The sequence below is a fragment of the Janthinobacterium sp. TND4EL3 genome, from assembly GCF_900156175.1.
GTDB lineage: Bacteria > Pseudomonadota > Gammaproteobacteria > Burkholderiales > Burkholderiaceae_D > Janthinobacterium.
In genome coordinates this window covers 13,224-31,763 of the sequence record NZ_FTMV01000030.1, presented here as the reverse complement: position 1 = coordinate 31,763, position 18,540 = coordinate 13,224, and the positions used below count along the sequence as shown (strand labels likewise).

Genomic DNA, 18,540 nt, shown 5'->3' with positions numbered 1-18,540 from the left:
GCAACATGGAGTGAGGTGAACTTTACCGATGCTCTATGGACCATTCCGGCCAGGCGGATGAAGCGTCGCAACCCCCACAACGTCTATCTGTCACGTCAGGCGCTCGATATGTTCGTCGCGCTACGCACCTGTGCTGGTACGTCCCCTTACATTTTGCCGTCGCGATATGACCCTGATGTGCCGATGAATGGTGCTTCGCTCAATCGCATCCTGGTGCCAGTCTGCGCCACGGCACGAGACTGTGGGAAACAACTGGCCGATTTTTCGCCGCACGATTTACGGCGAACAGCATCGACCCTGCTGCACGAAGCCGGCTACAACACCGATTGGATCGAAAAATGTCTCGCCCACGAGCAGAGGGGCATGCGAGCCGACTATAACAAGGCTGAATACGCGGTTCAGCGCCGGACCATGCTGCGGGAGTGGGCAGACATGATCGACGCCTGGACAAAGCAGATAGATTAAATGGTTACCTGGAAGGGCTGCGTGGCACCGGGTGTGCCTGCGGCACGCCAGGCAGACGTGCGGCCGACTGCTGTTCGGCGATCCATGCGTCCACCTCGTTGAGGTCCCAGGCAAGCAGACGCGAGGTAATAGTAAAACGCCGGGGAAATTGCCCTCTTTTTTCAAGGTTCAGGATAGTGCGCTCGCATAGCGGCACGTTTTGCAGGAGCTGGCGGGTGTCTAAGGAGTCAAGATGCCTTGACCTAGAACGTGATGATGAAGTGAGCGCCATCGTTGACCGGGCGGGCGTAGCGCACCGTTCCGCCGTTCAACTGAATTAGCTGCCGCACCATGGCAAGGCCGATACCGCCTCCCTGTTTTTTGGTCGAGAAAAACGGCGTAAACATTTCCGCCGCTACCCCATCGGCAATGCCATGTCCATTGTCACGCACATCGATGCGCAACCGGCCACCTGTCGTGAGGCGTGCATCGACGGCCACTTGCGGCACCAGACTCGCGGTGGTTGCTTCTAGTGCATTCTGCAGCAGGTTAACCAGCGCTTGTTCGATCTGGCCAGAGTCCGCCCGTAATGCCAGCGTGCCTGATGCGACGGCGAAAGTCGCGCTTCCTCCGCGGGCCTGCCAGCTCGGTGCCACCAAGGCCGATAGACGTGCAAACAAGTCCTTGATTAGGAATTGTTGCGGCAGAGGCGTAGGCAGGCTGGCCAGCACGCGGTAATGGCTGACGAAATGACTCAGACTTTCAGCGCGACGGCTTATTGCGTCTAGCGCGACGTCAAGGTCTGCGGCCACGTCGGGAGCAAGGGAGCCAGCTGCCTCAGCGAGCAGCGTGCGCGACGTTTGCGAAAGGGACGCCACGGGTGTCAGTGAATTCATGATCTCATGGGTCAATACATGGACGAGCTTGCGCCAGGCTTGCATGGCTTCAGCGGATAGTTCGTCCTCCAGCGGCAGCAGTGCAACGAGGGATTGCGGCGCACCATCGACGGTCAAGGCATTGCGGACGGCCAGGGCACGTTCAGTGCCATGCTCACTGTCGAACTGAACCAGCGTCCGCGTGCCAACGGGAAGGCCGGCTAAAGCCGTATTCAGGGAAACCGTGTCAGTGACGCGTCCAGGCGCCAGTAGGCGCCGCGCGCTTGCATTCAATGGTTCCATCCTGGTCGGCGTCATGTTGAACAGAGGGACCGGTGCATGTTCAAGGCGTGCTTCAAGCAATAGCAGTCGGAGAGTCGCAGGCGCTTGCAAAGTCGTGAGTTGAAACTGTCTCTCTGGCGTCATTGCCGTAACGTGTACGATTGAATGCCAAATCAGCGCTGCAGCGAGCAGCGCTGTCAGGACGAGCAAAACGGCGGCACGTGCTCCCAGGCCATCAACGCTCTCATTTAGCGCACCACCTACCCAGCCAGCCGCAGCAAGCAGTGTCCCGCCGAGGGCGACGCGAGCCTGTCTATAACCCATGTTTGTCCAGCTTGCGATACAGCGCCGCCCGGCTTACACCCAGCGTCTTGGCAGCCTTGCTGATATTGCCCTTCACTTCCAGCAGCGCCGCGGCGATGGCGGCACGTTCGAGCGTACCCAGTTCACGTGGGACATCGATGGTGAGCGGGGGCGATAACGCAGGCACAGCTGGCTTCGCTGAAATACCAAAGTCAGCGATGGTATAGACATTTTCCCGACCAAGGATGACAGCGCGTTCACAGGCATGGCGCAGGGCGCGAACATTGCCTGGCCATGCATTCGTGCACAGTACATCGAATGCTGTCGCTGCTATGGCGCGCGCGGGCTTGCGATATTGATGCTCGTAGTGGGCTAGATAATGGCGCAGCAAGTCAGGAATGTCGCCAGCGCGCTCGCGCAAGGGCGGGACGCGCAGGACGATAGTATTTAGGCGAAACAGAAGGTCCGTGCGAAAGAGCGCAACGTCGTGCAGCCGGTCTTCTTCGAGATTGGTGGCACTAATGACGCGCACGTCAACGCCCTCGGGAGTGTCCGCGCCCAAGGGCGTCACCTGGCGTCGTTCGAGCGCTGTCAGCAGCTTCGCTTGTGCTGTCAAGGGCATATTGCTGACTTCGTCAAGAAACAATGTGCCGCCGCACGCTGCCTGGAAGCGGCCCGCGCGGTCATTGCGTGCATCGGTGAACGCGCCGCGCCGGTGTCCGAACAATTCGCTTTCCAGCGTTGCCTCTGGCAGGCTCCCCATATCTACTGCCAGAAACTGCCGGGATGCCCGGTGTGACGCCCGGTGAACGGCGCGCGCCACCAGTTCCTTGCCAACGCCGTTTTCTCCCAGGATCATGACGTTTGCCTCGGTGGGCCCCACACTGGCGATCATGTCACGCAAGGCCGCCATCGCAGCCGAGTTGCCGAGCAATCCGTCGGCGTCGGCTGGCGCCGCGTCACCTGCTTTGGCATGAATAGGCTGACGCAAGGCTTGTCGCGCAAAGGCTGCCTCGACAGCGTGCACCAGGCGCACGTTATCCCACGGCTTTGTCAGAAAATCGCTTACGCCGCCCTGCATCGCCGTAACGGCCAGAGGAATATCAGCGTACGCGGTCATCGCGATGATATCGGGTGGGTTGGGCAGCGCCCTCAATTGCGCCAAAACTTGCATACCTTCGCCACCATCCGTCCGTCCCGCCGAAAAATTCAAATCGAGGAGAACAACGTCGGGACGATTGCCTGCGAGCCATGTGGGTAGCTGTGCAGGATGGTCAAGTGTCGCGACCTGCGCAACGTGCCGGCGCAGCAGCATGCGCGCTGCCAGCGCCACGTCTGCATCGTCGTCGAGGATCAGTACATTTGCGTGCTTGCCGGCCATTGGAAATTAAAGAATTAACAAAACTTGAGTTTATCAGCATGCTTTGCATGATTCCACAGCGCGAGATCACTTTGCCCAAAGTGTCCGGAAGTGGACAGTTTGCATGTGCGTTTGCGCACGAATGAGCGGGCAAGAGAAGAAAATACCGGTCGATTGGTCCGAAACCGCGTGGCACGGATGTTGCTATAGTGGAAAACATGACAAAAGACCACAGTGCAAATGCATCACGCCCTTCGGGGGCGGCGATGGACCAACCGGTCCTGCAACAGCGGGGCCGGCGTTGGGGCATGGCAATAGCGATTTTGCTCATCCTGATTGGACTGGCTGCACTGGCGTGGTGGCTCTGGCCCAGCGGACTGCAGGTGCCCGCTGCCAGCGTGCGCATCGCTGTCGTCGAGCGCGGCATCCTGCGCGACGACGTGGCCGCGCGTGCAACGGCCCAGCCGCTGCACTCGGTCGTGCTGGATGTGGTGGAAAATGGCCGGGCCGAAGAGGTGATGGTGCGCGATGGCGCGCTGGTACGCCAAGGCGAATTACTGTTCCGGCTGTCGAATCCACAGCGCCGGCTTGAGGTGCTCGCACGTGAAGCTGAGCATGCGCAGCAGATTTCAAACCTGTTGAACCTGCGCCTCGCGGGTGAAACCAGCCGGGCGGAAAGTGCGCGGCGCAGCGCCGACCTCGCGTTTGCAGTCGCTCAGGCTGAGAAGCAATTCGCGAGGAGCGCGGCACTGGCCAAGCAGGGTTTCGTGTCGGGTTCTGCGCTGGAAGAAGTAGGCGACCAGCTGACGCGGCAGCGCCATGCGCTCGCCAGCGAAGACGCCGCTGGGAAAAGCGAAGAGGCAGCCCGGCGCGACGCCATCGGACAGATTGCCCAGGCGGTATCCAGGCTGGAAGATGGCCTGAAGTTGGTCAATGCCGGCGTCGATGCACTGGCCGTGCGCGCGCCCGTTGCCGGCCGCCTTGCAGATTTCAAGTTGCAGGTAGGGGAAACAGTCCGGTCGGGACAGCGCCTTGGACGCATCGACGACATCGCGCAATTTTGTTTGGCGGCCCAGCTCGACGAATACTATTTGCGTCGCCTTGCCACCGGCCGGCCGGCGACAGCCGTGATCGATGGCCAGACCACGCACGTGGTTGTCAACCGCATCTATCCGCAAGTGAGCGACGGCAAATTCACGGTCGAGTTGACGTTCGTTGATGGCCAGCCGGCCACCCTCAGCCCAGGCCAGAGCGTCGACGTCCTGATCACGCTGGGTGCTGCGCGGACTAGCTTGCTTCTTCCAAATGATGCGTTCAGCAATGACACCGGCGGCGGCTGGGTATTCGTCGTGCGCGCTGATGGCGTCCAAGCGGAGCGCCGGGCCGTGCGTGTTGGCCGGCGCAACAGCACGCAGATCGAAGTACTCGACGGCTTGGTCGCCGGCGAGCGCGTTATCGTGTCGTCATACACGCCGTATGCAACGGCGCTGCATCTTCAGCTTACCCACTAACAGGTCTCTCACGGAAATGACAACATCATGCAATTGAAGCGCACACAACAGGAAAGCATGTTCAGGCTCGTCAACATGACGAAAACATATCGTGGCGGCGAGGTGCAGACAACGGCGCTTGACCGGATTGACCTCACCATCGCCGCGGGTGAATATGTGGCGATCACCGGGCCGTCCGGCTGTGGCAAGTCTACGCTGCTGGCTATGCTGGGACTGCTGGACACGCCCGACGGTGGCGAATGCTGGTTCGACGGCCGCAATGTGGCGGGCTGGAGCGAGGCACAGCTCAACCGATTACGGCGCGGACGTATCGGCTTCATTTTTCAGAATTTCAATCTGATCGAAGAATTGACGGTTGCCGAAAATGTGGCATTGGCACTTGACTACCTGGATGTGCCAGCAACGCAACGAAAGCTTCGCGTTGCCGCGATGCTTGATCAACTCGGCGTGGCGCACCGCGCCGGTCACCGTCCGTCGCAACTTTCCGGCGGACAGCAACAGCGTGTAGCCATCGCGCGCGCGCTCGTGGCCAGTCCGGCGCTGCTGCTTGCTGATGAGCCGACTGGCAATCTTGATACGGCACACGGCGACGAGGTGATGCGCATTCTGCGTCAGATCAATGCAGATGGCACGACCATCGTCATGGTGACGCACTCGCCGGCGCACGCCGCGCAGGCGTCACGTACGGTACGGCTGCTGGACGGCCGTATCCTGATCGACGCCCTGCAGCCTGCCTGACCGGAGAGCGAACATGTTATTGACCACGATGCGCCACAGCGCACGCGCACTGCGGCGGGAACCCGCCTACGCTGGCATTGCCATAGTCACCCTGGCTATCGGCATCGCTTCAGCCATACTGATTCTCGGCTTAGTGCGTTACTGCTGGCAATATAATGCCGAAGTGCCCGATGTGGAACATGTCTACGTCGTGAAGCAACGCGACAACGTCGATCCCACGGGGCCCTGGTACGACCAGGCGCCGCTGCTGCTGCGCTCTGTTGCAGCGGCAGCGCCCGGTGTGGCTGCGGCCACCGGCTACCTGCCATCACGCCCCGAGACAGCAGGCTTGACGGTGAACGTCGACGGCAAGCTGCATGCCCTGAAAAGCCTGACTGTCTTGCCTGGTTTTGTCGAGATGTTGGGCTTGAGGGCAGTGCGGGGCGATCTTGCCACCGCATTGGGAGCGCCGGACCAGATCGCGGTCACCGAATTGACTGCAATGCGCTTGTTTGGCACCAGGCAGGCCCTGGGCCGCAGTCTGCTTGCGGAAGGTAAATTGTTACGGGTTGGCGCGGTGCTGCGTACGCCGGCTGCGAATACCACCATGCCATTTGAAGCATTACTCGGCACCGATTCAACGCTAGCGGCCGACGTCCGCGATGAAATGCGAACCGGCCTCAAAGGCTGGCCAGGCAAGCTCCTGGTGCGTATGAACACCGGCGCGTCCGTGCCGATGCTTGTCCGGCATCTGCAGGACGCGGTCGACGGCGCACCAGCATTGCATCAGCAGGCGCCCGATGTCAAGGCGCGCCTGGGCCGGCGGCCAGTCATGGACATCGCGCTAGCGCGGCTAGACGCAGCGTATTTCGATACGGGCATCAAGGGTAATTTCATCGCCGGCGCCGGCCAGCGGGGCGATCCAGTGGTCGTTGCCGGCCTTGCCGCCGTCGCCGTGCTCATCCTTGTTCTGGCTTCGATCAATTTCGTGAACCTGGCGACCGTGCGGGTAGTGCGGCGCCAGCGTGAACTGGCCATGCGCAAAGTGCTCGGCGCCTCAGGGTGGAACATTGCGCAGGAATTGCTGGCGGAGGCATGGCTGATCACGTTCTTGGCGGCTTCTGTCGGGTTACTCCTGGCATGGCTGGCACTGCCGCTGTTTTCGACCCTGGTCGACCGCCAACTCAACGACGCGTTCACGGTTGGCGACCTGGGTTGGGTCGGTACCCTTGTCGTCGGGCTCGGGCTGTTGACGGCGGCCTGGCCGGCGTGGATCGCCTGGTCTGTCCCTTCGGCAAAATCATTGGCCGGGCGCACGGCAACTGAATCGCGTGCGACTGCGCGCCTGCGGCGCGGCATGACCGTGGCGCAGCTCACCGCAGCGATTGGATTTGCCAGTGTGACCTTAGCCATCGCCTGGCAGACGAGTTACGCCATGCGTGCTTCGCCTGGATTCGACCCGGCCTCCATACTCATCGTCGATATGCCTGAACAGGTCAAATACAGCGCGCCAGCGCGCGGCCTGATGACGGCTTTGGCGGCTGCGCACGGGGTACAAGACGTCGCTGTGTCGGATGACGCGATCGGCCGTCATAACGACACGTGGCGCCGCGACCTGAAACGTCCGGATGGCAGCGCTGCCACGATGGAAATCAAGCAAGTTATGCGCAATTTCTTTATGCTTTACGCCATCAAGCCAGAAGCCGGGCGCTTATTCGATCAAACCCTGGACCGTGACGACGACCCCGTACCGCTGGTCCTCAATGCACTTGCAGCACGCCAGCTCGGCTTTGCCGACGCACGCGCAGCACTTGGTCAAATCGTCATCACGACAAGTTTTGATAACAAGCCGGTCCCAGGTCGTGTCATCGGGATCGCGCCAGCACTGCGGTTCCAGTCCTTGCGCGAAGCACCGGCGCCGATGGCGTTCCAATTGAGCACAGGCGGTAGTGCCTTGAGCGTGCGCACGGATGGCGACCCCGCCAAGGTGGTGAATGTCATCAGGTCCCTATGGCCAAGATATTTTCCCTCGGCCATTGCGTCGATCCAGCCAGCGTCGGGCGTCCTCGCCGCCAATTATGCTGACGATGCGCGCATGGCCAGCCTGCTCGCACTGGCAACCGGTATCGCGCTAAGCCTTGCAGCATTTGGAAGCTACGTTCTGTCGGCCGATACGGTGCAGCGCCGCGCTCGCGAAATCGTCTTGCGCAAGCTGCATGGTGCAAGTGACTCTGCTATTGGCCTGCTGGTCTTGCGCGGTGTGGGAACGATGCTGTTGGTCGCCGCGTTCATTGGATTGCCGGTTGCAGCAGTGGCCATCGCACGTTATCTGTCCACTTGGGTCGAAACGGCACCTGCCGGGTACTTGCCCCTGCCGCTCGCCTTCGTCGTGACCAGCGTCGTTGCGTTGGCGGCAGCCAGTCGACAAGCGTGGATCGCGATGAAGGTCCGTCCCGCCAATGCCCTTCGAATGTAACGCATCAATATTCGTGACGAACACTCGACGTCAGCAAAAAGCAGCCTTTGAAAGGCTGCTTTGGGTTGCTGATGTTCCGTCAGCATCGCCGAAAACCTAGGCTGCCTGATCGACAACGATACCCGCGTGGCCGTGACCAACAAGGGGGTGCGGCGTGAAGACTATGACCGCAAGGTGCAGGCCGATGGCGGGCACGAGGGCAGTGCGCCCCGGGCGGGTACGCCGTGGGACGCCTGGCAGCAAGATGATAGTGGGGCAAGTGCCGGCAAGTTCCACGTCGGGCCGCCCGTGATTGCCAGTCCCGGTGCAGCGCCAGCGTATTGCTTCCCCGATAACATCCAGTGCCCGAGCAGGTGATGGGCCAGGCTGCCGTAGCCAACTGCGCTGTTATAGTTCAGCTGAAATTACTGCTCTCGCGATTGCCTCGGTTGTAGGGCGGGGGGAGTGGTTGGCCAGGCTCGATGTCACCGGACACCAGGATACTGGGAGTACACCCAGGCTATAACACGCTCCATCGGTTTTTCATCCTTCACACACGATGAATCACGAGTGTCCGCAGTCGTCGCGGCGATTCAGCGGCGATTCAAGCCGACTGGATTTGCTGTATCGGTTGCTCAATTCGATTTTCATCTTGAGCCGCTCCCGACACCTTCCAAGCGCACTTGCATCAATTCCAGTAAAGCCCTAACCCGCGCAGTCACGGAATGCCGATGGCTGTACACGCCAAGCAATTGCAGCGGCGCAGGGCACAGGTCCAGCGGCACTTCCCGCAATCGGCCTGCGGCAAGATCTTCCTGGCATGGATAGGCCGCCACTATCGCGAAGCCGATGCCTTGCCGCGCGCCCGCCAATGCCAGTTCTCCGCTGTTGACACGATAGCGGCTACGCACAGGCACTTTCACGATGTCGCCTGTGGCGTCGAGGAACTGCCAGGGCTGGCCCTTTAACGCGCTCAAGGTGGTAATGCAAGGCAATGACCTCAGTTCGCGCACGTGGCGCGGCATTCCAGTTTTGGCCAGCAGGGCGGGCGCCGCGACCACGATGCTGGGCAGCGTAGCGAGTTCGCGGGTGATGAAGGTACTGTCCTCCTGGCGCCCACGATGGAAGACGATGGACAGGTCCATGTCTTCCCGGAGAGCTTCCATGCCGGTCAGGCGCGTGTCGCATTCCAGTTCGACGCCGGGATGGAGGCTGCAGAATTCGGCCAGGATAGGAGCGAGCAGCCTTGGCGCTTCGCCTGGCATGCACATCCTGAGGGGGCCACGCAGTTCACGCTGCACTGCGCCAAGCTCTTCCTCGGTGGAGAGCAAGGCATCGAGCAAGGGTTTTGCCCGTTCGTAGAGCAGCTTGCCAGCTTCCGTCATGCGCAGGTGGCGGGTGCTGCGCTCCAGCAAGCGGACGCCCAGCACGCGTTCCAGCGAGGCGACGTGGCGGCTGACGTTGGAAGATGGCAGGGTCAGCAGGCGTGCCGCGCCGGCAAAGCTTTGTTCATCGACGACCGCCACGTAGACACGGACCGTATTCAGGTCGAGGGCATTGCGCATTAGTTATTATCCCGATTAAGGTATGAAAGCTGCCCATTTTTACATACTAGTACTCCACAGTGGCGGAATTTAAGATGCCGTCTCGTCCGATGGACCGCCGTCGGCGGCGCGTCGGGACGGCTAGAACAGGAGAGCTTCAGCATGGAAATCGGAATACTTGGCGGCGGCATTGCAGGGTTGAGCGTGGCGCTTGCCTTGAGCAAGCAGGGGTACAGTCCCCGGGTATATGAGCGCCGGGCGGGGCCTGCGACGATGGGGGCTGGCGTTACGCTATGGCCCAACGCCGGCTTTGTGCTAAAGGAACTGGGGCTGCTGCAAGACATCGCTGCAGTGGGAGGCCGGCCAGTGGCCATGCACCGTCAGGATGCCGCCGGCAATTCCCTGGGGGGCATCGATATTGCGCTGCTGGACCAGGTCATGGGACATCCCACCCATACGATTTTGCGACGGGACTTGCAGGCGGTACTGCTGGATCATGCGGCACAGGCCGGGATCCCCGTAGAATTCGGGCATCGGGCGGTGGCGATCGACCTCGATGCTCGCGGCAAGGCCGTGGCGCGGTTCGACAACGGGGTCAGCATTCGCCCGGATCTGCTGATCGGCGCCGATGGCCGCATGGACTCGGTGGCACGCCGGTTCGTCGCGGGGGACAACACGCCAGTCTATCAGGGCTTCGTGAACTGGGTGGGAGTGGCGCAGGGAGACAGTGCATTGGTGGACGATATCGCGATTCGGGATTATTGGGGTTCGGGTGATCGCTTCGGTTGCGTGGCGGTCCGGCCGGAGTTGGTCTACTGGGCGGCGGCCCAGGCACGGCCATTGCCGGGGGCGGCGCCCGCAGCGGATATGCGCAAGGAGCTTGAGGATCTGTTCGCGGGATGGCCGGAGCCGGTCACCCGCATCATCCAGGCGACACCGGCGCATGCCATCCGACTGATTGCCGTGCACGACCTGGAGCCGCTGCACACGTGGAGCCGGGCGAATGTGCTGCTCGTGGGGGATGCGGCGCACGCGCCGTTGCCGACATCTGGCCAGGGCGCCTGTCAGGCGCTGGAAGACGCCTGGCATCTGGCTCGGTGTCTGGTCGGGACGAACGCCTGCCTCGATGAGGCCTTGCTGCGCTTCGCGCAGATCCGCGGGCCGAAGACCGCGAAGCTGGCCGAGCAGGGTCGCGTTTTCGCGCGCGGACTGTTTGCCACTGATCCTGAAACCTGCCGCATCCGCAATGAGCGCGCCAAGGCGTCCGATCCCTTGCGTGACGTGCATGCCTTGGCAGCAGGATGGGCGCAGGGTTTGCCGATGGCCGGCTGCACGGATGGCACGCCGATGGACGGTGTCGGCCCCGGCAGTCTGTACCGCCTCTGAAAGGCTGTGCCAATGCAGACACCGCATGGCGTCTCCGGCCGCGAGACGCCTCACGATTGAGCGAGCCTGGCATGTTCGGACACTTGTGCCAGGGCGTCGGAGTGCGAGAGAGTGCGTGCCGTGTTGGGCCGGGGCGCGTCAACGGTTTCCCGTTAGCTGACACGTAATGCTGCAACTCGCTGTGGTCGACTTGAGTATCGAGCTTCGGTTGCGCAGTGGAAGGCTGAACTGCTTGCCAGAAGATCCAGGGCATCGAAACTGTTAACTGCTCCACGTTTGCGCGACTACGTTCTAGGCCGCCTGGAGGGCAGGGTGCGTGACGCGCATGGTCGTGACCTTTCTGGGCCTCTGCCAGCGCGCCGTTCATCGGAAGAAGTCACCGGTTGACGAGCCGCTCTTGCGCGATTTTCAAGCGCACACCACTATGTCATCTGGTGTAACTGCGCCAGCAATGCATTGAGCGCAGCTTGCGCCAGGGGGCTCAGTTGCGGTGAGCGCCGGTCGATTTCATGGGCCAGGTCGGATGCCAGCCACTCCAGCTCGTCGAGCATGCGGCGCAATTCCCGCAACATGTCGGGGTCATCCCGGGCAATGGACAGCATGCTAGCCATGCTTTCTGGATCGAAACCTGCCTGCAAGATCAACGAGCGCATGGTGGCCATGCGTTCGAACAGGAATGTCAATGCAGTGGTATCGGCCTTTGCCGGGGCTGCTTCCTGCTTGAGGAGGGCGCGCAAGGTGATCCACGTTTCCAGGACTGCAGCCATATGCTGCACCTGGGCAGTGGCGTTGCGGGCCAGGCGCATATCCTGTGCGTCGTTCGTGGTGATGTGCAGCAGGTCGCGCAGGGCATTGACGATGCGGATGTCAAAGCGCTTCTGGCCTAGCCTGAACAGCATCTCGACACGCAGCAGATCAAAGCGCCGGATTGCAGCTTCCGCAACGTCGGCGACAGCCAGCACTCTTGCATGCACGGCAATGCTGTCGCCCTGCAGGGCATGCGGATAGCCGCTGCCGTCGAGCCGTTCATGATGCTGCAAGATGGCTTGCGTGGCATCGCTGGAAAAACCGGGCAAGCCTTGAACGAGGACATGGCCTGTGATGGGGTGAACATGGATGTAGCGGCGTTCTTCGGGAGTGATGTCGTGCTCCGCAGCAAGTATTTCGGGAGCGGTATGCATCTCGCCGAAATCATGGCACAGTGCTCCCAGCAGTATCGCGTCCCGTTGCCCCTCTGGAAGGCCGAGGCTCTGCGCCAAGGCGAAGGCGATCAGTGCGGTATGTATCGAATTCATGAACAGCTCGGGACGGCACTCGCGCATGACCGTCAAACGTAACATGACCTCGGGCGCCAGCTGCGCGCAGGCGATGGCTTGCTTAATGGCATGCGGGTCGCCCGTGCGTGTCAAGATGCGCCGATAAACAGTCTCATGTTGGATGATCTTGTCCAGCTCTACCGCAAGGCTTTGTGCATTGACGGGGAACTCTGCCGTGAGCAAGCTGTCCAGCGGTGCGGTGAGGCGGTGCTGGGTCAGGCGCTGGAATTGACGGCTGTCAATGCGCGCGCCCTTGGCAAGCAGCTTCATGCCATTGCTTTCGAAGATATCCACGTGGGCGATCACTTCCTGCACATCGCCCACTTGCGTGACGGCGCGAAGATAGTGCGGATTTTCGTCTGGCGGGTAGGCGAGGCGGACGTCGGGAACGTTTTTGTTCATCAAGGAACCTCCGTGCAGAAGAAAATCCACAATCCGGACACCTGCGCGCCGCGGACATGCATGGCTCCTGTATTTGTTTCCATTAGGACACAGTATGAGCGCGGATGCGCTCATTAGGCACGGGATAAACTCTCCGCTTCGTGTAGTATTTTCAAGGCATTCGATGTAGGGGAACACCTGCACGCATCAGCTACTTGCTGCAGCTAGCCCCCGGGCGCCCCCGAACCGTACCCTCGTGTGGCCACCGCAGCGGGCTTTGCGCCCGCCTTCATCGGCAGGGAGGGGCTGTTCAAGGCGAGGTCGAACTGTCGTCAGCGGAGGGCAGGGCTGGCCTTGCCGCGGATTCGCTACCGGCCGAGCCCTTCCGGTGCAGCGCATCGAGGCCCTGATGCAGCAATTCCAGTACTTCCATCTCGACGGTGTTGCCACTTTGCATGGCCAGGCGCTTCACGACGAAGGCAAGCGCGGGGGGGAGTTCGAGGAATTTCAGGACCAGTCCCCCGCCGGCCGGCACGGGAGGGTCGATTTGCGTCCCTCTGGCGATGGGCAACGTCCCGTGCACAAGCCAGGCGGTGCTGACGCCGAGGGCCGCGGCAATTTTCTCCGCCGCTTCCATACGCAGTTTCGCTTTTCCTGCTTCGTAGCGATACAGTTGCGTGGGATTGATGCCTGCCAGATCGGCAAGCAGCACTTGCGAGATGCGCAGATTTTCGCGGCAGCTTTTGATCCGCTCAGAAACATGGGTGTCGCCAGACATACATTTTGCCTTTCAATATACAACGTTCGTGAATGACGGGCGGCCACGCGCCCGCCAGCGCAATGCCGGCAGCCACGAGCGGCCTTGCCAGCGCCCGCCCGCGATTTTACCGCCCGCGCGCGGCATTGCGGCCTACCTTGTTGTGCAATCCTTCAGGCCATGCGCGTGGGCAGCAGCACGGCGGCGCCGTCAAAGCGCCCGGCGCGCAAGTCCGCCAGCGCCTCGTTCGCTTGCAGCAGTGGATAGACCGATGGCGCCGTCTTGAGATTGAATCGCTCTGCGAGCGCCATGAAGGCCAAGCCGTCGGCGCGGGTCAGGTTGGCTACCGAGCGCACGCTGCGTTCGCCCCACAGCAGGCTATAGGGCATGGCGGGCAAGTCGCTCATGTGGATGCCGGCGCACACCACCGTGGCCCCTTTGGCGCAGGCGGCCAGCGCCAGGGGCACCAGAGCGCCATCCGGCGCGAACAGGATGGCAGCGTCCAGCGCTACCGGGGCCGGCCCCGTCGATGCCCCCGCCCATGCGGCGCCCAGCGAGCGGGCAAAATGTTGCGTGCGCAAGTCGCCGTCGCGCGTGAAAGCGTAGACCTCGCGCCCTTGGGCGACGGCCAGTTGCGCCACGATATGTCCGGCGGCACCGAAGCCGTAGAGGCCGAGCCTGCGCGCCGCGCCCGTCATGGCATAGGCGCGGTAGCCTATGAGTCCTGCACACAGCAGCGGGGCTGCGTGCGCGTCGTCATGGCCGGCGGGCAGCGGCAGGCAGTAGCGCGCGTCGGCCAATGCGTACTCGGCATAGCCGCCATCGCGGTCATAGCCGGTAAAGCGGGCCGCATCGCACAGATTTTCCCGGCCAGAGCAACAATACGCGCAGGCGCCGCAGCTGCCGGCCAGCCAGGGCACGCCCACGCGGGCACCGATCTGCAGATTGCTTGCCTGGGCGCCGAGGGCAACGACCGTGCCGACAATTTCATGTCCAGGCACGACCGGCATGCGGTGCGCCGGCAGTTCGCCATCGAGCAGGTGCAGATCGGTGCGGCATACGCCGCAGGCCTGCACCCGCAGGAGCACGTCCCGTCCCATCGGCGCCGGCACCGGACGCTCCAGTGCACGCAGTTGCGCGCCGGGCCCGCCGTGCTCCAGAACCATTGCCCGCATGGCAGTTCCTTCCGGTCGCTATCAGGCATTGCGGACTATTTTGACATTGCGGAAGCCTCGCTCAGCGCTTGCTGCAAGGGCGCAGCGCGGGGATCGTCGATGTTTCCTGTCGCAAAATCCTTGGGCGACAAGGTGCGTCCGTAAAAGGCATCCGTCAAATGCTGGTTGAAGCGGATGTCGCTCAGTCCCACGGCCACGACATCGCCGAACAGGCCTTTTGTTGCGCTCCAGGCCACGACGTCGCCTATGCCCACCGTGCCTTGCGCCATTTTCCGCCAGTTGACCACGGTCAACCCCGCTGCGGCGTTGAGGGAAAAGTTATTTTTCTTCATGACCGCGTTGACGGCCTTGTCATTGTTCAAGACCATCACGATGGGACCGCCTTCGGCGCCGGCCTGCAAACCCAGCGTCAAGCCGCCCAGGTTGTAGAAGGCCGGTCCGCTCCAGTTGCCGTCGGGACGCCTGACAAGCAACAGCCCGCCGCCCCCTTGAGCGCCTATCCCCAGCGCCGCGCGGCCGTACGAGGGAATGATCAACATGCCTTTGGCTTGTTGCAGCAACGGCTGCATGCGCGTATCGGCCTGCAGTTCGTGCACCACTGGAATGGCGGCTTCCACGCGCTTGTTGGCGTTTTCCATCGACTTGGCGGCTAGATCGGGAGCGCTGCTCTGGCGGCTGTCGCTTTGCGCCATGGCTGGTCCCGACGCCAGCAGCATGAAGCAGCAGGCAGCGGCGGCCTGGCGACAGTGATTGTGGATAGACATGGCAATTCCTTCCGTAAGGTTGCTGGTTTATGCTCACGATGTGACCGTGCCTCATGCTAGCGCCGCTTGCCACCCATTGACCATGATCTACATCACAGTTCCCGCTTGTGCCAGGCGGAGGCAGTGCCACTTGACGCATTGGCAGCGCTGCGACAGTATGGCGTGACAAAGAGGAGCCAGCATGCCGACGCTACCGGTCACCAGCATCAAGCCAAACGCCACCGAGCCCATGGTGCAGTCATTGATCTCGTTTCTCGAGCACGAGGTCCAGCCGATGATCGTGCTCGACGCCAATTACACCATCCTGGCCGCGAATGCCGCCTACCAGCGCCAATTTGGCGGTACCGGCCAGCCGGTGACCGGTCAAAAGTGCTATCGCATGTCGCATCATTACGATGCGCCGTGCGACCAGGCCGGTGAACATTGCCCCCTGAAGAAAGCGCAGGAACTGCGCGGACCTGACCGCGTGCTGCACATCCACCATACGCCGCGCGGCCCGGAGCACGTCGCCGTCGAACTGCGCCCGATCTTCGATGCGGGCGGCGGCATTACCGCGTATGTCGAGCGGCTGGACGTGGTGCGCAGCGCTTCGGCCAGGCCGAGCGGGGACGGACTGGTTGGGCGTTCCGCCCCATTTAACCGGGTGCTGGCGGCATTGCAGCGGGTAGCACCGTCGATGCTGCCGGTGCTGCTGCTGGGCGAGTCAGGTACCGGCAAGGAGCTGTTTGCGCGCGCCGTGCACGAAAACAGCGCGCGGGCCGCGGGACCGTTCGTCGTGGTCGATTGCTCCGGATTGACCGAATCGCTGTTTGAAAGCGAATTGTTCGGACATGAAAAGGGCGCCTTCACGGGCGCGACCTCGCGCAAGCCGGGACTGGTCGATACGGCGCAAGGCGGCACCTTGTTTCTGGATGAAATAGGCGACGTGCCCCTGTCCATGCAAGTCAAGCTGCTGCGCCTGATCGAGTCGGGGACTTACCGGCGCGTGGGCAGCGTCGAGACCCGGCACGCCAATTTCCGCCTCGTCGCCGCGACCCACAAGTCGCTGGAACACATGATGGCGCGGGGCGAGTTCCGGCAGGATCTGTATTACCGCATCAGTGCTTTCCCCATTACCTTGCCGCCGCTGCGCGAGCGGCCCGACGACATCGCCTTGCTGGTGCAGTCATTCCTGCGCCGCGCGGGCGCGGGCCAGCGCACGCTGACGATACGCGCCGACGCCATGGCGCAGCTGCAGCGGCGCCCGTGGCCGGGCAATATCCGTGAACTGCGCAACGTGCTGGAACGGGCCAGCCTGTTCGCCGATGACGGCGTGATCCGCGTCGAGCAAGTGCTGGCGGCGCCGGTGGGGCAGGGGGGCGCGCCAGGCATGCCCGCGCGCGGTACCGGCGCCCCGTTGGCCGAGCTGCACGCCAGCTTCGACGGCACGCGCAAGGCGCTGGCGGCGCACCTGGGCATCAGCGAGCGCACCTTGTACCGCCGCCTGAAGGCGCTGGGGATCCCCTAGCGGGCGCCAGGCCGGCGGCACTGCCATGCTGCCAGCCTGGCAGTGCCGCCGGCTGACTGGCAGCGCGCTGCCGCCTGCCGCAGCGCCCCCAAGTCCCTGTTTTATAGCCACTCTTCATCTGGCGCAACGCTGGCATGAAATATGCATAGATAAGGCATGACGCGTGCCGGGAGCCTGGGCGCGTCTCTCTGTTGTCATCGCGACCATTCACCATTGAGGAGCAAGACCATGAACGCGAACGTCGGCAATATCGATCGTGCCATCCGCATACTGCTGGGGCTGGGCCTGATTGCCGCCACCCTGGCCGGTGCCATCGGCGCCTGGGGCTGGCTGGGCGTCATTCCCCTGGCGACGGGCATTTTCCGCTTCTGTCCCGCGTATGTGCCGTTTGGCATCCGTACCTGTGCGGTGAAAAAATGAAACAGGAAAAGGAGGTGAAAACATGAGCATGCAATCTGGCGGCTATCGCGCATTGACGCAGGCGGTATCGCAACAACTGGCGACGCTGCGCACGGATATGCCCGATGTCATGAAAGGCTTCGGCGATCTGGCGCGCGCGGCAACGCGTGACGGTGCGCTCGACAAGAAAACCAAGGAGTTCATTGCGCTGGCCCTGGGCATCGCGGCCCATTGCGATGCCTGCATAGGCTTTCATGTCCAGGCCCTGGTCAAGCTCGGTGCCACCCGGGCAGAATTCGAAGAGACCCTGGGCATGGCCATCTACATGGGCGGCGGGCCGTCGGCCATGTACTGCGCCAATGCGCTGGCGGCATTCGAGGAATTCTCCGCTCCTGCGTGAACCGGATGCTGCCGCGCAGCGCCGGTGCCGTGCTGCCGCAACGTGTCAATTTAGTCTATGGGGATTTGATCTATGTCATGAAGAGCCAGTGACATGCCTGCTTGCTGTCGCGTACATTGGTGGCTGGCCGTTCCGCCTGCCGTCATGGGCGTGCCGACCGCAGCTGCCGCAGCATTGGCCGGATTGCCGCCATGGGAGTAATTTCATGCAACGAACCGCACTCGTCACTGGTGGCACCCGAGGCCTGGGCAAAGCCATTTCCCTCGCATTGCAGGCGGGCGGCCACCGGGTCGCCGCCGTGTACCACTGCAATGCGGATGCTGCCAGCGCATTTTCCGAGGAAACGGCGATTCCCGTTTTCCGCTGGGATGTCAGCGATTTCGACGCCTGCCGCGACGGCATTGCCGCTGTGGAACAGCAGCTGGGCCCCATCGACATCCTGGTCAACAACGCGGGCATCACCAGCGACGCGCTCTTGCACCGCATGGGCCCGGATCAGTGGTGGCAGGTTATCAATACCAATCTTGGCTCGATGTTCAATATGTGCCGCCATGTCATGCAAGGCATGCGGGCGCGCGAGTTCGGCCGCATCGTCAATATCAGCTCCGTCAATGGCGAGAAGGGCCAGCTCGGGCAGGCCAACTACGCCGCCGCCAAGGCCGGCATTCTCGGCTTTACCAGGGCGCTGGCGCTGGAGGGGGCGCGCAAGCAGATCACGGTGAACGCGGTGGCCCCCGGCTATTGTGATACCGACATGGTCGCCGAGGTCGCCGCCGATGTCTTGCAAAAAATCATCTCTGGCATCCCCGTTGGCCGGCTCGGCACGCCTGCGGACATCGCGCGCCTGGTGGCGTTCCTGGCCGACGACGCCAGCGGCTTCATCACGGGGGCAACCTTTGATGTCAATGGCGGCCAGTACATGGGCTAGCGGCAGGCGCCTCGGCGTCCCCGCGTTGCGCCGGGA

At 62.4% G+C, this 18,540-nt stretch carries 17 protein-coding genes and 1 pseudogene; 10 read left to right on the top strand and 8 right to left on the bottom strand.

The window, feature by feature from the left end:
- Positions 1-465: tyrosine-type recombinase/integrase (locus tag BXA07_RS27730; RefSeq protein WP_139335815.1), on the top strand; the 465-nt coding region annotated here is incomplete at its 5' end.
- A 4-nt stretch (positions 466-469) separates the two neighbouring features.
- Here BXA07_RS27730 and BXA07_RS27725 read toward each other — a convergent pair.
- The 3 genes from BXA07_RS27725 to BXA07_RS27715 all read right to left on the bottom strand — a co-directional run bounded on the left by BXA07_RS27725 (position 470) and on the right by BXA07_RS27715 (position 3,285).
- Positions 470-736: a helix-turn-helix transcriptional regulator gene (locus BXA07_RS27725; RefSeq protein ID WP_076572911.1), complete on the bottom strand. Its 267-nt coding sequence runs from the start codon at positions 734-736 to the stop codon at positions 470-472.
- The gene (locus tag BXA07_RS27720; RefSeq protein ID WP_244556432.1) at positions 708-1,622 is read right to left on the bottom strand and encodes a sensor histidine kinase; all 915 of its coding nucleotides are present in this window, start codon (positions 1,620-1,622) and stop codon (positions 708-710) included. Before BXA07_RS27720 ends, BXA07_RS27725 begins: the two co-directional genes overlap by 29 nt.
- A 292-nt stretch (positions 1,623-1,914) precedes the next feature.
- A complete protein-coding gene (locus BXA07_RS27715) occupies positions 1,915-3,285 on the bottom strand; it encodes a sigma-54-dependent transcriptional regulator (protein ID WP_076572907.1) in 1,371 nt (456 codons plus the stop codon).
- A 287-nt stretch (positions 3,286-3,572) separates the two neighbouring features.
- Here BXA07_RS27715 and BXA07_RS27710 point away from each other — a divergent pair, with 287 nt between their 5' ends.
- Genes BXA07_RS27710 through BXA07_RS27700 form a run of 3 tightly spaced genes read left to right on the top strand, consistent with a single transcriptional unit; the run spans position 3,573 to position 7,968 of the window.
- Positions 3,573-4,775, top strand: coding sequence for an efflux RND transporter periplasmic adaptor subunit (locus BXA07_RS27710; RefSeq protein ID WP_244556431.1), 1,203 nt, complete (start codon positions 3,573-3,575; stop codon positions 4,773-4,775).
- Between the two features lie 57 nt (positions 4,776-4,832).
- A complete protein-coding gene (locus tag BXA07_RS27705; protein ID WP_076572917.1) occupies positions 4,833-5,513 on the top strand; it encodes an ATP-binding cassette domain-containing protein in 681 nt (226 codons plus the stop codon).
- Positions 5,514-5,526: 13 nt separating this feature from the next.
- A complete protein-coding gene (locus BXA07_RS27700; RefSeq protein WP_076572903.1) occupies positions 5,527-7,968 on the top strand; it encodes an ABC transporter permease in 2,442 nt (813 codons plus the stop codon).
- A gap of 626 nt (positions 7,969-8,594) precedes the next feature.
- Here the strand turns inward: BXA07_RS27700 and BXA07_RS27695 are convergent.
- Positions 8,595-9,512: a LysR family transcriptional regulator gene (locus BXA07_RS27695; protein WP_076572901.1), complete on the bottom strand. Its 918-nt coding sequence runs from the start codon at positions 9,510-9,512 to the stop codon at positions 8,595-8,597.
- A 141-nt stretch (positions 9,513-9,653) separates the two neighbouring features.
- Between BXA07_RS27695 and BXA07_RS27690 the strand changes: the two genes are divergently transcribed.
- Positions 9,654-10,877 carry an FAD-dependent monooxygenase gene (locus BXA07_RS27690; RefSeq protein ID WP_076572899.1) on the top strand — a complete coding sequence of 408 codons (1,224 nt, stop codon included), beginning with the start codon at positions 9,654-9,656 and terminating at the stop codon, positions 10,875-10,877.
- An 89-nt stretch (positions 10,878-10,966) separates the two neighbouring features.
- Positions 10,967-11,228: pseudogene (locus tag BXA07_RS31480) on the top strand (IS30 family transposase); the annotation flags it as partial.
- Between the two features lie 71 nt (positions 11,229-11,299).
- Here the strand turns inward: BXA07_RS31480 and BXA07_RS27685 are convergent.
- The 4 genes from BXA07_RS27685 to BXA07_RS27670 all read right to left on the bottom strand — a co-directional run bounded on the left by BXA07_RS27685 (position 11,300) and on the right by BXA07_RS27670 (position 15,270).
- Positions 11,300-12,595 (bottom strand): HD-GYP domain-containing protein, encoded by a 1,296-nt coding sequence (locus tag BXA07_RS27685; protein ID WP_076572897.1) that lies wholly within the window; start codon positions 12,593-12,595, stop codon positions 11,300-11,302.
- 289 nt (positions 12,596-12,884) lie between these two features.
- Positions 12,885-13,352, bottom strand: coding sequence for a helix-turn-helix domain-containing protein (locus tag BXA07_RS27680; RefSeq protein ID WP_076572895.1), 468 nt, complete (start codon positions 13,350-13,352; stop codon positions 12,885-12,887).
- Between the two features lie 152 nt (positions 13,353-13,504).
- Positions 13,505-14,506 (bottom strand): zinc-dependent alcohol dehydrogenase family protein, encoded by a 1,002-nt coding sequence (locus BXA07_RS27675; RefSeq protein WP_076572893.1) that lies wholly within the window; start codon positions 14,504-14,506, stop codon positions 13,505-13,507.
- 35 nt (positions 14,507-14,541) lie between these two features.
- Positions 14,542-15,270, bottom strand: a complete 729-nt coding sequence (locus BXA07_RS27670) for a lipid-binding SYLF domain-containing protein (RefSeq protein ID WP_076572891.1) — start codon at positions 15,268-15,270, stop codon at positions 14,542-14,544.
- Positions 15,271-15,451: 181 nt separating this feature from the next.
- Between BXA07_RS27670 and BXA07_RS27665 the strand changes: the two genes are divergently transcribed.
- The 4 genes from BXA07_RS27665 (at position 15,452) to phbB (ending at position 18,504) form a co-directional block, all read left to right on the top strand.
- Entirely contained in the window at positions 15,452-16,777 is a 1,326-nt protein-coding gene (locus BXA07_RS27665) for a sigma-54 interaction domain-containing protein (protein ID WP_076572889.1), read from the top strand.
- A gap of 228 nt (positions 16,778-17,005) precedes the next feature.
- A complete protein-coding gene (locus BXA07_RS27660) occupies positions 17,006-17,197 on the top strand; it encodes a YgaP family membrane protein (RefSeq protein ID WP_076572888.1) in 192 nt (63 codons plus the stop codon).
- A 28-nt stretch (positions 17,198-17,225) separates the two neighbouring features.
- Positions 17,226-17,576, top strand: a complete 351-nt coding sequence (locus tag BXA07_RS27655; RefSeq protein WP_212592378.1) for a carboxymuconolactone decarboxylase family protein — start codon at positions 17,226-17,228, stop codon at positions 17,574-17,576.
- A gap of 205 nt (positions 17,577-17,781) precedes the next feature.
- On the top strand, positions 17,782-18,504 hold the full coding sequence (phbB, locus tag BXA07_RS27650) for an acetoacetyl-CoA reductase (protein WP_076572884.1): 723 nt from the start codon (positions 17,782-17,784) through the stop codon (positions 18,502-18,504).
- Positions 18,505-18,540 lie beyond the last annotated feature (36 nt).

What these genes read in the sequence shown, in the direction of transcription:
- BXA07_RS27725 (WP_076572911.1), bottom strand. Translation starts at nt 736, where the DNA reads ATGGCGCTCACTTCATCATCACGTTCTAGGTCAAGGCATCTTGACTCC.
- BXA07_RS27720 (WP_244556432.1), bottom strand. Translation starts at nt 1,622, where the DNA reads ATGGAACCATTGAATGCAAGCGCGCGGCGCCTACTGGCGCCTGGACGC.
- BXA07_RS27715 (WP_076572907.1), bottom strand. Translation starts at nt 3,285, where the DNA reads ATGGCCGGCAAGCACGCAAATGTACTGATCCTCGACGACGATGCAGAC.
- BXA07_RS27710 (WP_244556431.1), top strand. Translation starts at nt 3,573, where the DNA reads ATGGCAATAGCGATTTTGCTCATCCTGATTGGACTGGCTGCACTGGCG.
- BXA07_RS27705 (WP_076572917.1), top strand. Translation starts at nt 4,833, where the DNA reads ATGTTCAGGCTCGTCAACATGACGAAAACATATCGTGGCGGCGAGGTG.
- BXA07_RS27700 (WP_076572903.1), top strand. Translation starts at nt 5,527, where the DNA reads ATGTTATTGACCACGATGCGCCACAGCGCACGCGCACTGCGGCGGGAA.
- BXA07_RS27695 (WP_076572901.1), bottom strand. Translation starts at nt 9,512, where the DNA reads ATGCGCAATGCCCTCGACCTGAATACGGTCCGTGTCTACGTGGCGGTC.
- BXA07_RS27690 (WP_076572899.1), top strand. Translation starts at nt 9,654, where the DNA reads ATGGAAATCGGAATACTTGGCGGCGGCATTGCAGGGTTGAGCGTGGCG.
- BXA07_RS27685 (WP_076572897.1), bottom strand. Translation starts at nt 12,595, where the DNA reads ATGAACAAAAACGTTCCCGACGTCCGCCTCGCCTACCCGCCAGACGAA.
- BXA07_RS27680 (WP_076572895.1), bottom strand. Translation starts at nt 13,352, where the DNA reads ATGTCTGGCGACACCCATGTTTCTGAGCGGATCAAAAGCTGCCGCGAA.
- BXA07_RS27675 (WP_076572893.1), bottom strand. Translation starts at nt 14,506, where the DNA reads ATGCGGGCAATGGTTCTGGAGCACGGCGGGCCCGGCGCGCAACTGCGT.
- BXA07_RS27670 (WP_076572891.1), bottom strand. Translation starts at nt 15,270, where the DNA reads ATGTCTATCCACAATCACTGTCGCCAGGCCGCCGCTGCCTGCTGCTTC.
- BXA07_RS27665 (WP_076572889.1), top strand. Translation starts at nt 15,452, where the DNA reads ATGCCGACGCTACCGGTCACCAGCATCAAGCCAAACGCCACCGAGCCC.
- BXA07_RS27660 (WP_076572888.1), top strand. Translation starts at nt 17,006, where the DNA reads ATGAACGCGAACGTCGGCAATATCGATCGTGCCATCCGCATACTGCTG.
- BXA07_RS27655 (WP_212592378.1), top strand. Translation starts at nt 17,226, where the DNA reads ATGCAATCTGGCGGCTATCGCGCATTGACGCAGGCGGTATCGCAACAA.
- phbB (WP_076572884.1), top strand. Translation starts at nt 17,782, where the DNA reads ATGCAACGAACCGCACTCGTCACTGGTGGCACCCGAGGCCTGGGCAAA.